The sequence below is a fragment of the Bacteroides sp. genome, from assembly GCF_028690125.1.
Lineage (GTDB): Bacteria > Bacteroidota > Bacteroidia > Bacteroidales > Bacteroidaceae > Bacteroides.
In genome coordinates, this window is record NZ_JAQVBV010000012.1 from 1 (window position 1) to 13020 (window position 13020).

Annotated in this window: 15 protein-coding genes, 1 tRNA gene and 2 pseudogenes; 10 read left to right on the top strand and 8 right to left on the bottom strand. The window is 39.6% G+C overall.

The genetic code is table 11. From position 1 onward, the window contains the following. Nucleotides 1-169 precede the first annotated feature (169 nt). From PHO71_RS09770 to PHO71_RS09790, 5 genes and pseudogenes are all read left to right on the top strand, one after another. Complete coding sequence (locus tag PHO71_RS09770) at nucleotides 170-1066, top strand: AraC family transcriptional regulator (protein ID WP_300202414.1); 897 nt, start codon at nucleotides 170-172, stop codon at nucleotides 1064-1066. Between the two features lie 72 nt (nucleotides 1067-1138). Further along, on the top strand, nucleotides 1139-1336 hold the full coding sequence (locus PHO71_RS09775) for a hypothetical protein (protein WP_300202417.1): 198 nt from the start codon (nucleotides 1139-1141) through the stop codon (nucleotides 1334-1336). Next, entirely contained in the window at nucleotides 1333-1497 is a 165-nt protein-coding gene (locus PHO71_RS09780) for a hypothetical protein (protein ID WP_300202420.1), read from the top strand. The genes PHO71_RS09775 and PHO71_RS09780 overlap by 4 nt, the downstream gene beginning before the upstream one ends. 51 nt (nucleotides 1498-1548) lie before the next feature. After that, nucleotides 1549-1683 (top strand): annotated as a pseudogene (locus tag PHO71_RS09785) (type II toxin-antitoxin system HigB family toxin); the annotation flags it as partial. A 244-nt stretch (nucleotides 1684-1927) separates the two neighbouring features. Next, a complete protein-coding gene (locus tag PHO71_RS09790) occupies nucleotides 1928-2908 on the top strand; it encodes a DUF4062 domain-containing protein (protein WP_300202423.1) in 981 nt (326 codons plus the stop codon). A 90-nt stretch (nucleotides 2909-2998) separates the two neighbouring features. Here PHO71_RS09790 and PHO71_RS09795 read toward each other — a convergent pair. The 4 genes from PHO71_RS09795 to PHO71_RS09810 form a co-directional block, all read right to left on the bottom strand. Next, nucleotides 2999-3070: transfer RNA gene (locus PHO71_RS09795), tRNA-Cys, on the bottom strand. Nucleotides 3071-3121: 51 nt separating this feature from the next. Further along, nucleotides 3122-3337 (bottom strand): hypothetical protein, encoded by a 216-nt coding sequence (locus PHO71_RS09800; protein ID WP_300202426.1) that lies wholly within the window; start codon nucleotides 3335-3337, stop codon nucleotides 3122-3124. Continuing rightward, entirely contained in the window at nucleotides 3334-5820 is a 2487-nt protein-coding gene (gene feoB, locus PHO71_RS09805) for a ferrous iron transport protein B (RefSeq protein WP_300202428.1), read from the bottom strand. The genes PHO71_RS09800 and feoB overlap by 4 nt, the downstream gene beginning before the upstream one ends. Before the next feature lie 242 nt (nucleotides 5821-6062). Next, nucleotides 6063-6212, bottom strand: a complete 150-nt coding sequence (locus tag PHO71_RS09810) for a hypothetical protein (RefSeq protein WP_300202430.1) — start codon at nucleotides 6210-6212, stop codon at nucleotides 6063-6065. A gap of 161 nt (nucleotides 6213-6373) precedes the next feature. Here PHO71_RS09810 and PHO71_RS09815 point away from each other — a divergent pair, with 161 nt between their 5' ends. Beyond that, complete coding sequence (locus PHO71_RS09815; RefSeq protein ID WP_300202433.1) at nucleotides 6374-7012, top strand: BT4734/BF3469 family protein; 639 nt, start codon at nucleotides 6374-6376, stop codon at nucleotides 7010-7012. Nucleotides 7013-7064: 52 nt separating this feature from the next. After that, nucleotides 7065-8906 carry a DUF3987 domain-containing protein gene (locus PHO71_RS09820; protein ID WP_300202436.1) on the top strand — a complete coding sequence of 614 codons (1842 nt, stop codon included), beginning with the start codon at nucleotides 7065-7067 and terminating at the stop codon, nucleotides 8904-8906. 126 nt (nucleotides 8907-9032) lie between these two features. Here PHO71_RS09820 and PHO71_RS09825 read toward each other — a convergent pair whose 3' ends face one another. After that, nucleotides 9033-9251, bottom strand: coding sequence for a DUF4248 domain-containing protein (locus PHO71_RS09825; protein ID WP_300202438.1), 219 nt, complete (start codon nucleotides 9249-9251; stop codon nucleotides 9033-9035). Nucleotides 9252-9471: 220 nt separating this feature from the next. Here PHO71_RS09825 and PHO71_RS09830 point away from each other — a divergent pair, with 220 nt between their 5' ends. The 3 genes from PHO71_RS09830 to PHO71_RS09840 are packed head-to-tail and all read left to right on the top strand — an operon-like array spanning nucleotide 9472 to nucleotide 10521. Continuing rightward, nucleotides 9472-9954: a DNA-binding protein gene (locus PHO71_RS09830; RefSeq protein ID WP_300202441.1), complete on the top strand. Its 483-nt coding sequence runs from the start codon at nucleotides 9472-9474 to the stop codon at nucleotides 9952-9954. A gap of 41 nt (nucleotides 9955-9995) precedes the next feature. Then, a complete protein-coding gene (locus PHO71_RS09835; protein WP_300202444.1) occupies nucleotides 9996-10103 on the top strand; it encodes a smalltalk protein in 108 nt (35 codons plus the stop codon). Between the two features lie 4 nt (nucleotides 10104-10107). Next, entirely contained in the window at nucleotides 10108-10521 is a 414-nt protein-coding gene (locus tag PHO71_RS09840; RefSeq protein ID WP_300202447.1) for an N-acetylmuramoyl-L-alanine amidase, read from the top strand. Between the two features lie 133 nt (nucleotides 10522-10654). On the opposite strand, the pseudogene PHO71_RS09845 reads toward PHO71_RS09840, so the two are convergent. From PHO71_RS09845 to PHO71_RS09855, 3 genes and pseudogenes are all read right to left on the bottom strand, one after another. After that, nucleotides 10655-11004, bottom strand: a pseudogene (locus PHO71_RS09845) (AAA family ATPase); the annotation flags it as partial. A gap of 188 nt (nucleotides 11005-11192) precedes the next feature. Further along, a complete protein-coding gene (locus PHO71_RS09850) occupies nucleotides 11193-11387 on the bottom strand; it encodes a transposase domain-containing protein (protein WP_367279892.1) in 195 nt (64 codons plus the stop codon). A 354-nt stretch (nucleotides 11388-11741) separates the two neighbouring features. Continuing rightward, nucleotides 11742-12977 (bottom strand): nucleotide sugar dehydrogenase, encoded by a 1236-nt coding sequence (locus PHO71_RS09855; RefSeq protein ID WP_300202450.1) that lies wholly within the window; start codon nucleotides 12975-12977, stop codon nucleotides 11742-11744. Between the last annotated feature and the right edge of the window lie 43 nt (nucleotides 12978-13020).

Below are 13020 nucleotides of genomic sequence, written 5' to 3' on the forward strand. Positions count from 1 at the left end.
TTCGCTTAACTGCTCTATATTCTTCCATTTAGCCTACCAGAAGAATATAGCGGAACAACGCTAAACAATTCTAATTACCAAACACTTACTCTATTCTTCCTGATTTTGCCTATCTTTGCGAGATTCTCACTATCTTTGTAAAACGTTAAATACGTAAACTGGAAAATATATGGGAGAGATTATAAAATTAGATTCGGTGCAAGACTACAACGAACTATTAGGAGTGGAAACCCTTCATCCGTTGGTAAGCGTTGTTGATATGTCGCAATTGGAGGTAATCCGTCACAGCGGCAAGAATTTTGGATTCTATTGCATAATTCTTAAACAACTTCATTGCGGTCCATTGTTGTATGGTCGCAATCAGTATGATTATCGGGAGGGAACACTTGTATTTGTTGCTCCCGGACAAGTTGCAGGTAATAATGATAATGGAGAAACCCTCAATCCACATGGGTGGATACTTATGTTTCATCCAGACCTACTACGTGGCACATCACTTGACAAGCAGATGAAAGAGTACACATTCTTTTCATACGAGTCGAACGAGGCTCTGCATATGTCTGAACGTGAACGTCAAATCGTCATCAACTGCTTTAACGAAATCCGTGAGGAGTTGGAACATGCTATTGACAAACACAGCAAACAGATTATTGCGGCAAATATAGAGGTGTTGCTCAATCATTGTGTGCGTTTCTATGATCGTCAGTTTGTTACTCGTGAGATTGTGAATCGTGACCTGTTAAGTAGATTTGAAAATTTACTTTGCAATTATTTCAATTCGGATAAACCGCAACAATTCGGCTTACCCTCTGTGGCATGGTGTTCTGGAGAGCTACATCTCTCTTCCAACTATTTCGGGGATCTGATAAAAAAAGAGACAGGCAAATCGGCGCAAGAATATATCCAACTGACAACTATTGAACGAGCAAAAGAACTCCTCTCCGAAGGCAAACGTTCTGTTAGTGAAATTGCCTATATATTGGGATTTAAGTACCCCCACCATCTAAGTCGTCTTTTCAAAAAAGTAACTGGGGTATCGCCGAATGACTATAGGCGTGTAAGTTGAGTATTTGAAAAACCTATTAATAGCTCCTCAATTACAAGCTAATCCCAAGCTCCGAAACATGAATGGAAGCATTTGAATATCGAATTAACCTTAAAAGAAGATCCTCAATTCCTTTGGGTCCAAATAAACCTTCATCAAAACGAGTTCTTGAAAATCGCAATGGAACAAACCGGAGTCAAACAGGGAAAGAACGGATTCGAAAAGAATAAGACGCCTGAAGGTACACCTGATACTCCGGACAATCCCGACAAATATAAAACACATAAATGACTTATAATGATGCATTTAATAGAAGAATTACCAGAAACGAATTGATTGAGCAAGTCGGATTAAGTACCGATAACTACTGGGGATTCTTCGAATTAACAGATGAGCAGTTTAACAATATAATATCAAGAGGTAAAATAAATGAAAGTATTATTATCGATTAAGCCTGAGTTTGTTCGCGAAATATTTGCAGTAAACAAAAAGTTTGAATATAGGATAGATATGTCTTTAATATAAAAGGTAATGATTATAGACTGGTTGCAATAGTATTGTTTACCGCTAAAAAGGTATTTATCCGATGGATTGGCACTCATAAAGAATATGATAATAAAGATTGTTCAAATGCTTAAAATATAAGGATATGGCAAAAATTAAAACAGAAAAGCAATAGATGAATAAAATAGAATACCCGAAAATGCATATTTTAAATTCTCTCGAAATATTTGAGATAGAGGAGGAGAAATATGAAATACCCAAAAGCCTTGTTTCTTTTGAAAAATGGGCAGGCTAATCCTATTTGATATTCGTATTGATTAAAATTAGATAACTTCATAAATATCACTATTTTTGCAAAAAAAATAAATCTACAAATATATGGCAAAACCAAGAATTTTTATCAGCTCTACATTTTATGACTTGCGACAAATTAGAGTAGAACTTGATAAGTTTTTAGAAAGTTTAGGATATGAACCTGTAAGAAATGAAGAAGGTGATATCCCCTATGGAAAAGAGGAAGCTCTTCAAAATTACTGCTATAAAGAAATATCTAATATAGATATTCTTGTTTCAATTATTGGGAGTAGGTATGGAAGTTCTGGAATTTCTAAAGAAAAAGAGCAAGAATATTCAGTCTCTCAGCTTGAAGGGAAGACTGCGTTAAAAGAGGATAAACAAGTTTTTATTTTTATTGATAAAAATGTATTTACCGAATACGAAACATATATTCTGAATAAAAATAATAAGGATGTTGTCTATAAGTATGTTGATAATGTAAATATTTATAAGTTTATCGAGGAAATAAAAGCCTTGCCGCATAACAACAATATCAAAGGATTTGAAACTGCTGAAGACATTACAGGTTATTTGAAGGAACAATTTGCAGGTTTATTCAAGCAGTTTATGTTAGAGAGCAAGAGGGTAAAAGAAGCTCTTGTCATTAAAGACATTGAAAGCACTGCAAAAACTTTGCGAGAAATGGTGGATTACTTAAAAGAAGAATCCCAAGGTAAGGATGAGGAAATAAATCGCATTATTAGAGTTAGCCACCCAATCGTCAATAGAATTAAGCAAGCATTGGGGGTAAATTACAATATATACATAGAAGGCGTCACTGACCTTGCAGCCCTTTTTAATGCCAGAGGGTATAAATTAGTTGAGGATTTATCTGAATCGCATTGGGAAAGGACTTCTAATCGTCCCAATAGTAAAATCGTTAAGAAAATCTATATTAAAGATAGCCTTTTTGAAGAAGGAAAGCTAAAATATATTAAGCAAGAAGATTGGGATGATAACTTTATTCGGATAGAAGAAACTGAAACTAAGAATAATCCGCTTGATGATGATTTGCCATTCTAAAGAACTTAGCTTACCGCCCCTATTTGCACCCCCTCCAAAAAAGAAAACCTCTGAAACGCCTTATTATAAGTAGTTTCAGAGGTTTCTTTGAGGTTCCTGGCGGATTCGAACCGCCGTACACGGTTTTGCAGACCGCTGACTAAGCCACTCATCCAAGGAACCATTTTTTCCTGTTTGCGGTTGCAAAGGTAGTACAAATTTTGAAATTACCAACTATCCGCAGCAATTTTTCTTTGTACTTTTTTTCTTTGTTTCGCACTCTTTTCGCTTCTTATCCATCATATCCTTTAGTTCACAACCAGTTACACAAGTTGAACAAGGATTAGTATTTTCTTTTGTCCGACGAAAAAAAAGAAAAATCCCATAAAATACACGGATAACGCAGAGTACAATTAATAAACCAACTACCCATTCCTGCCAATTACTCATACAAACAATCCTCCAATTTGATAAACAGCAAATGCAACAACCCAAGCCAAAATCGTAGTATACCCCGCTGCAAAAAGTGCCCACTTCCAACTGCCGGATTCGTGTTTAATAGCCACAAAAGTTGCAATACACGGGAAATAGATCAACACAAACAACATATAACAATACGCAATCAATGGAGTAATCGGTATACGGTCCGCCAAACTAACTTCTTCAGCATCAGCATCACCAGCATATAAAACGCCCAATGTGCTCACCACCAATTCTTTTGCTCCCACACCCGATATCAATCCGATACCCAATTTCCAATCAAATCCCAAAGGTTTTATAACAGGTTCAATTGCCTGCCCAATCCGCCCGATATAAGAATTTTCCTGTTGCTCTGCTACAGTTTCATACCCATCGTGATTCGGATAATATCCGAGGAACCAGATAATAATAGAAGCAATCATAATGATACCTCCCATCTTCTTCAGATATTGTTCACCCTTCTCCCATGTGTGACGGATGATAGATTTCGCTGTTGGCATACGATACGGAGGAAGTTCCATTACAAACGGAGTATCATCTCCTTTCACCAGAAATTTACTAAATATTCGGGCCAACAAAACCGCCAGCAAAATACCCGTCATATAAATACTCAACAATACCAAACTTGCTGAATGTGGGAAAAAGGCTCCTACCAACAACAAATATATAGGCAACCGGGCACTACATGACATCAATGGATTAATCAGCATCGTGATCAGGCGACTTTTCCTATTCTCTATAGTACGGGAAGCCATAATAGCAGGGACATTACAACCAAATCCCATAATCAAAGGAATAAACGACTTTCCATGCAATCCCATCTTGTGCATAATCTTATCCATAATAAAAGCAGCACGAGCCATATAACCGGAATCCTCCATCAATGAGATACAGAAATAAAGAATCAGGATATTGGGCAAAAAGACAATTACCCCGCCTACTCCACCGACAATTCCATCAATCAGCATATCCTTCAATGGACCTTCACCCATATTATTACGAATCAGATTTCCAAGCTGCTCTACCAGCCATTCAATCCCCATCATCGGATATTCGCCTAATACAAATGTCCCTTCAAACATCAGATACATAAAAAGGAAAAAAATAGGATACCCCCAGATACGATGGGTAACAATCGAATCGAGCACCTTCGTCGTCTGTTCCTGTTCCAAGTGATTATCAGTAAATGTCTCCTTCAATGCCCCACTGATAAAACCATATTTAGCATCGGTTATGGCAGATTCACAATCTTCATTCATTGTCTCCTGAATGCGTTTAGCCATTTTATCACGGACACGAATGACCTCTGCCCCATTAGGCAATGAATGAACAAACCGTTCAATATCGGGATCATTCTCCAATAATTTTATAGAAAGAAAACGAGTTGAATATTTGTGACGGATAAATTCATTTTTAGACACTTCCTCTTTGACCGCTTCAATCGCTTTCTCCAGATCGGGACCATGATTGATATGAATATGCCGGAACACACGTCCGGAAGAAGGATGTTTGTGCACATAATCCTCCATATGATCCTCTTCATGATTCTTACGATCCTCCAAAGAATCGTGCCATTCCGTCAGATCCTTCAATACTTCCGGATTCATCTTCCCACGCTTATCAAAGAAATCAATCCCTTCGTACAGATTAATGACGACATGAAACAACGTATCCACTCCCCTATTCTTCTTACAAACCGTAGGCACCATAGGCACCCCGAAGAGCTTGCTCAGCAGGTGATAATCCAAATCATTTCCACTGGCTTCCAGCTCATCATAAATATTGAGAGCCACCACCATGCGGACATTCATATCAATAAGTTGCGTTGTAAGATACAGATTACGTTCCAGGTTAGAAGAATCGACTACATTGATAATAACATCCGGAGTTTCATCAATAATATGCCGGCGGACATAAATTTCTTCCGGAGTATAAGCAGATAACGAATAGGTCCCGGGCAAATCGACAATCCGGAAATGATAACCTTCAAAATCAAAATAACCTTCCTTGGCATCAACAGTCACGCCACTATAATTTCCCACATGTTCGTGCGCACCGGAAGCCAGATTAAAAAGAGAAGTCTTACCACAATTCGGATTCCCCACCAAAGCAACATTAATCGTACGGCGTTTTCCCAAAGCAGCCCGCTTCAAGTCTTCTTCTTTGACGGATACATCCTCTGCCAGCCCTTCATGATAAGCAGAATCGATAGCAGTTCTTTTAGCTTCCTCTTCACTTACCACCTCTATCATCTCAGCTTCCTGCCGACGGAGAGATATTTCATAACCAAGAATCTTATATTTAATGGGGTCCTTAAGTGGAGCATTCAGTAATACTTCAACGGTTTTACCCTTAATAAAACCCATCTCCACAATACGTTTACGAAAACCGCCGTGTCCCAGCACCTTAACAATGACACCCTTTTCACCCGTTCTTAACTCAGATAAACGCATAACTCTCTTAATTTTCGGCAAAGATAATTCATAACTTTTTAGCACGCAAATTATTTAGAATGTTTTTAAATAACGTCATCAGATACCCCCTCATCCATTGTTCAATTGCCGATCTTCCTCATGTAAATGTTCACATTCCTTTTTACACCGGATATAGCGTAAAGTCCATTCATGTGTTTTTTGCAAAAACTCTTCTTCCGTAAGAAGTTCATAGTAATAATTAAGAATGCGCTCGTAAAAGTTTAAACATTTATCATCCCTTTTTTTAGTTTCTCATAAGTTTCTTTACTCATGTCTATTTCACAACACATTTTTGAAATATTCACATGATCAATTTTTAGTATTTCTTCGATAAAAAGTCCTAAGGCATAATGGTGATATTTTTTTTTCATTTTCTTTTCTTATTAAATTATTAAAAAATACAATCATACACTAAACATTTTAACAATGGTTCGGATATGTCCGAACCACATCCTTTGGGTTTATAATACTTTTGCAGCACGTTTTGAAAAACAAAGCAATAGTAAGTTTAACCAATAAAACAACAAATTTAATGACTAATATTTTAGTAGACAAATTTAAGATGTCCTATTTTATGTCACCCATTGCTCCGATAAGAGATGAACGGGGACGGACTGTCACTCCTGCCACACTGATTCCCTTTTGCGAAGTATCAGTAGAGCAGATACACCAGATGATTACCTGTAACGAAGACCTCAAAGTATTGACCGAACAAGTACGTGGCGCAGCAGATATGCGGGCAGCCAAATCTTCACTACTGCCTTACGTAACCCCTTGCGGCATATTCACCCGTCGAAATGGAAAGTGTTTGGTATCATCTTCCGGTTTAGTGATAGTCGATATAGATCACCTGGAATCCTATGAGGAAGCAGTAGAAATGCGTCATGCGCTGTTCGACGACCCTTTCCTGTGTCCGGTGCTCACATTCATCAGTCCCAGTGGTCGGGGTGTGAAAGCATTCGTACCCTACCGTGCGATAAAGCGGGATGATGAAATAAAATATGTTACAGAAAACATGATCTGGGCGATGCAATATGTGGAACTAACCTATGGCTCGAAAACTGAGCTTCCTTCCAATACGCCTGCTAAGGGAGTAGACATTTCAGGAAAAGACATCGTAAGAGCCTGTTTCCTTAGTCATGATCCGGAAGCATTATTTCGAAAATTATAAATTTTATCAATAGCGAATTACAAAATTCAAATTATTATCAATCATTAAAAAAATGAACAACATTGAATCTTTACGCCACCTCACCGAAGTGGTAGAAACAGCCGGGACCGATATTGCCCCTACTTATGCCGAGTATGTACAATTAGCATTTGCCATCGCAACAGATTGCGGTGAAGCCGGACGTGAGTTTTTCCATCGTCTATGCCGATTGTCGGCCAAGTATCAACATGAACACGCCGAACAGATATTCTCCAACGCACTCCTCAAGCAGCATGGAGACATACACTTAGGCACAGTATTTCATCTGTCCGAAATGGCAGGAATAGAATTCCCCGCGGAAAAAGCGATAAACAACCAAATGGGGACAGTAGGTACAGAAAATTCACCCCACCAAAATCTCACACACGCGCACGTATATAATAAGGTAAGCAATAAAGAAACAGAGGACGAAAGTGAAACAGAAGAACTACTGCCCGGCAGTGAACCCCAACAGCCACTGCCTACTTTTCCCACGGCAGACTGGCCAGAATTCTTAATGCGTATTATGAGCTACGGAACCACCGCCGCACAACATGATATTCTTTTACTCGGATCATTAACTGCCTTAGGTGCCAGCATGGAACGATATGTAAGATGTCCTTATGCCGGAAAATACCAATCACCTTGCCTACAGACCTTCATTGTGGCTCCTCCAGCTTCCGGAAAGGGAATTCTTTCTTTCGTTCGCCTGCTCGTAGAACCTATTCACGACCAACTCCGCCAGCAAACAGAAGAAGATATGAAAAACTACCAAAAAGAAAAAGCAGCCTACGACGTGATGGGCAAGGAACGTGGCAAAACAAGTGCTCCTGAAATGCCTAAAAACAAAATGTTTCTTATCTCAGGCAACAACACCGGTACAGGAATCCTGCAAAACATTATGGATGCCAACGGAACAGGCTTTATCTGCGAGGCCGAAGCAGACACCATCTCTACCGCCATCGGTTCAGAGTACGGACACTGGAGCGACACACTCCGCAAGGCGTTCGACCACGACCGATTGTCATATAACCGTCGCACCGACCGGGAATACCGGGAGGTAAAGAAGAGCTTTCTTTCCGTCTTACTCTCAGGAACGCCTGCACAAGTTAAATCACTCATTCCTTCATCAGAAAACGGTCTCCTTTCACGCCAAATCTTCTACTATATGTACGGCATACAGATATGGATCAATCAATTCGACAAGGACGAGACGGATCTGGAAACCACCTTCACGAATATGGGGCTGGAATGGAAAGAGAAACTAGAGCTACTGAAAAAACATGGTATTCACACACTCCGCTTCACCGACAAGCAGAAACAGGAATTCAATCAACATTTTTCCAACCTATTCAACCGTTCAGACATTGCCAACGGCAATGAAATGAGCAGTTCCGTAGCACGTCTCGCCATCAATACGTGCCGCATTATGGCTGAGGTAGCCACGCTGCGCGCCCTCGAGAACCCCGACCCCTATCACTTGCAAGCCACCGGCAACCCAAACTTTACTCCGGACAAGGAAATCGCTGCCGACAACATCAAAGATAACATCATTACCCGTTGGGATGTAACCATCACTCCCGAAGATTTTAAAGCTGTACTAGGGCTTATAACGCCCCTCTATCGTCATGCCACGCATATATTGTCCTTTCTTCCTTCCACCGAAGTCAGCCATCGAACGAATGCCGACCGCGATGCGTTTTTCGAAGCCCTGGGCAACGAATTCACCCGTAGACAGGTGCTAGAAGTGGCAGAAAAAATGGCAATCAAGCCCAACACAGCTCTCACCTGGCTAAAACGCTCGATCAAGCGCGGATTAATTACCAGTGTGGACGGTAAAGGTACTTACGCGCGCACACGCGTATGTGCGTGCTAGGGAGGCCCGGGAAAAGTGTACCTACTGTACCTGCGTCACTACAAAATAGCACCATACTTTGCAGGAGCTAAAGCAAAGCTTTAGAAGTCATAAAGCTATGCTTTAGCCAACGCAAAGCATAGCTTTCTACGGCTCGCCCAGTGCATCTACAATCACCCTTACTTCCAACGGGGTATAAGATCTCCGCTGTGGTTGATATCCCAAGTCGTAAAGATGTTGTTGAAGTCCGGGACATCGAGTAATCCATTTATTCATTTTCCGGTAAGCGGCAATACTAGTCAGTTCGGGAGAATAAAGTTGAGCAAGTTCCATGCGGCCATAAGCGCGTATTTTGAATTCTATCATGACTTATATGTTTCTGATTTACAGTCACAAAAATAGCAAAATATATTCACATTCGCAACATTATCCACCTGGAATAATGGACTATAATTGACTATAACTGACTCTTACAGATCATAACAGAACATAACCGACATTCCCGAATTCCAGTGAGTTATCTTTGTATCGTCCAAAGGGAGAAATCTCCGGGACAAGATGTTTAACCATTAAATTTTATTGTTTTATGATTCGTTACAAAATCTATCAAAACCAACAAAAGAAAGGAGTGAACGCAGGTAAGTGGTTCGCCCGTTCGGTAGCCGACGAAACGTTTGACTTAGCCAAGCTAGCCGAACATATGTCCAAACACAACACGCCGTATTCCAGTGGCGTCATCAAAGGTGTACTCACGGACATGGTAGGCTGTATCAAAGAATTGTTGCTCGATGGCAAGAATGTAAAAATTGACGATCTGGCAATCTTTGGGGTGGGAATCCGCAGTAAAGCGGCCGAAACACTGGAAGATTTCTCACTGGAGAAAAACATCACAGGTATGCGGCTCAAAGCCAGAGCTACCGGTAATCTATCAACCACCAATTTGAAACTTAACAGCCAGTTGAAGCAGCAAACTGAGTATCAGAAACCGACTACCACCGGAGGAGATGATTCCGGTTCCACTCCCGATCCTAAGCCGGATGAAGGCGAATCTCCTGATCCCACTCTTTAACCTTTCAACTTAAAAACTTATTCACTTAAAAATCAAAGCACATGAGTAGTTCATCGTCACCTCGCTCCAAATGGAGCCTTATTGTTAAAGTCATCATTACTATCGCTACCGCTATCGGAGGATTGATAGGCGTACAGAGTTGTATGTAGGCTTATGCGGACCATCACTCTACTCATCATTCATTGCAGTGCCACGCCGGAGGGAAAATCCCTCTCGGCGGAGGCTTGCCGAGAAGACCATATCCGTCATCGGAGGTTCCGTGATATCGGCTATCATTTTTACATCACACGTGATGGAGAAATCCACCGGGGACGTCCCCTGGAAAAAGTCGGAGCACATTGTCTGAATCACAATGCACACTCTATCGGGATCTGCTACGAAGGAGGATTAGATATTGACGGACTGCCCAAAGATACACGCACGCTGGCGCAACAAGGTTCTTTGCTGGCCTTGCTACGTGAATTACGAAGAAGATTTCCGAAGGCGTTGATTGTAGGACATCATGATTTGAATCCGATGAAGGAGTGTCCGTGTTTTAATTGTGTGAAAGAGTACACGGATTTATGATGAGGATAAATATTTTTTATTCTTACATATATGACAAAGGCGGTCAATTGACCGCCTTTATTTATTTGATTTCAGAAGAACGGTTATCTAATCTCTAAAGATAGCTCCCTGATAATCGATCCAATAATACGCCCAAATTCTCATGTTCGTGCACCACGTCCAACAGATTAACCAGCTTCTCTTTATCTACATACTTTGCCATACTCATGTCAAAGTTTAGCACCGATACTCTATCCATTCTTTCTCCAACCTCTCCATTGCCAGTCCCCGAAACAAATCTTTGCGACTGGAAAAATAGCTATGTAACGTAGAGGTAAGCAATGACTTTCCAAAACGACGGGGCCGACTCAGAAACATATAGCTAGATGCAGAATGCGTCATGCGATAAACATATTCCGTTTTATCAATATAGAGGTAATCACCCTCACGAATCTTCGAAAATGTTTGTATCCCTATAGGATATAATCGCTGCAAATCTTCCATATCGACTATCTTTTGCACAAAACTACAAAAAAGTATTAGACTTACCTAATCTTTTCTTACTCATAACATCGATTATATCCGTTATGTTTTTCCTGTACACAGACACTGTATGGCTATAATGCCCTTGCAAATATCATAGCCCACATTAAGCTATTTTTTTGATTAAACTTTAAGCTATTTTGCAATATTCATTGGCACAAGTGCCATGTAATCGGTATACTGGATACTAGTTTTCGTAAAACATCCGCAATATATTTAACAGGACGAAGCCCGTTTATCTTGCAGTTTTCAATAATTGAGTAAATCAAGGAAGTATTCTTGGCTGCTTGCTCCGAACCACAGAACAAATAATTCTTGCGACCTAAACAGATAGGCTTCATCATTCACTCCGCAGTATTATTGTCAATCTCAGCCCGACCGTTCTTCACGTTTTCACGATACCACTTGATAAAATTATGATGTTAAATACCCTCTGAAATACAATAAACATTGATAGAGATTTTTCGGGGAGCGGCCTCCGTTTGATAACGAAGCAAAAAGTCACTGTAAAATTCACTCATGTTCATAAAATTATAGCTTTAAAATTATGACACAAAAGTAACGGACGAAGATAATAATTTCAAGAGCCGTACAATAAGTGCTTAAAGATTTATATTAAGAAAAGAACTTTAGATAATCATCCTTTTGATATATATTCCTCGTGCTTTGCAAGGGATTCATTTGCTTATTAGGTTATTTTAATCTCTTCTAAAAACATCTCGAGTGTAAACTTTATCTACCACATCATCCAAGAGTGAATCATAACGATTTGCTATAATGGAATTGCACATAGATTTAAATTTATTTAAATCATTAACAACAAGACTTCCAAAGAATGTTGTTCCATCTTCAAGTGCTGGTTCATATATAATAACAGCTGCACCCTTAGCTTTAACACGCTTCATTATGCCTTGTATTGAACTCTGGCGAAAATTGTCAGAGTTTGCTTTCATCGTAAGACGGTAAACTCCAATAGTACAACCTTTCTCATTAGCCACATTGAAACCCGGTTCTGAATATGAATAATATCCAGCCTTTTGAAGCACTCTATCTGCAATAAAATCTTTACGAGTTCTATTTGATCCTACAATAGCCGACATCATGTTCTGAGGAACGTCCTCATAATTAGCTAATAATTGTTTGGTATCCTTTGGTAAGCAATAGCCTCCATATCCAAATGAAGGGTTATTGTACTGAGTGCCAATACGAGGATCAAGACACACTCCATCAATGATATGCTGAGTATTCAAACCTTTCATCTCCGCATAAGTATCTAACTCATTAAAGTAAGACACACGCAAAGCAAGATATGTATTAGCAAATAACTTAACAGCCTCTGCCTCTGTAAAACCCATAAACAAAGTGTCAATCTCTTCCTTGATAGCTCCTTCTTGGAGTAGTCCAGCGAATACCTTAGCTCGTTCAACTAATCTAGGACTATCCATATTGGTACCTACAATGATACGTGAAGGATACAAGTTATCATATAAGGCTTTTGATTCACGAAGAAACTCTGGACTAAATATTATATTGTCAGAGAGGTATTTTGCACATACAGATACAGTAAAACCTACTGGGATTGTAGACTTAATCACCATAATCGCATTAGGATTATACTGTATCACTAATTTAATAACAGCTTCTACCGCAGATGTATCAAAGAAGTTCTTCTTCGGATCATAATTGGTAGGAGCAGCAATAATGACAAAATCAGCATCTTTATATGCTTTTTCCGCATCAAGAGTCGCAACAAGTTTCAACTCCTTTTCTGCAAAATACTTTTCGATGTATTCGTCTTGTATAGGTGATATGCGATTATTAATTTTATCAACTTTTTCAGGTACTATATCTACAGCCATCACTTCGTGATGCTGAGATAGTAATGTCGCTATTGATAAACCCACATAACCTGTTCCGGCAACTGCTATTTTCATATTGACTTTATTATTTATTATTAGATTTATTCAAACACCACTG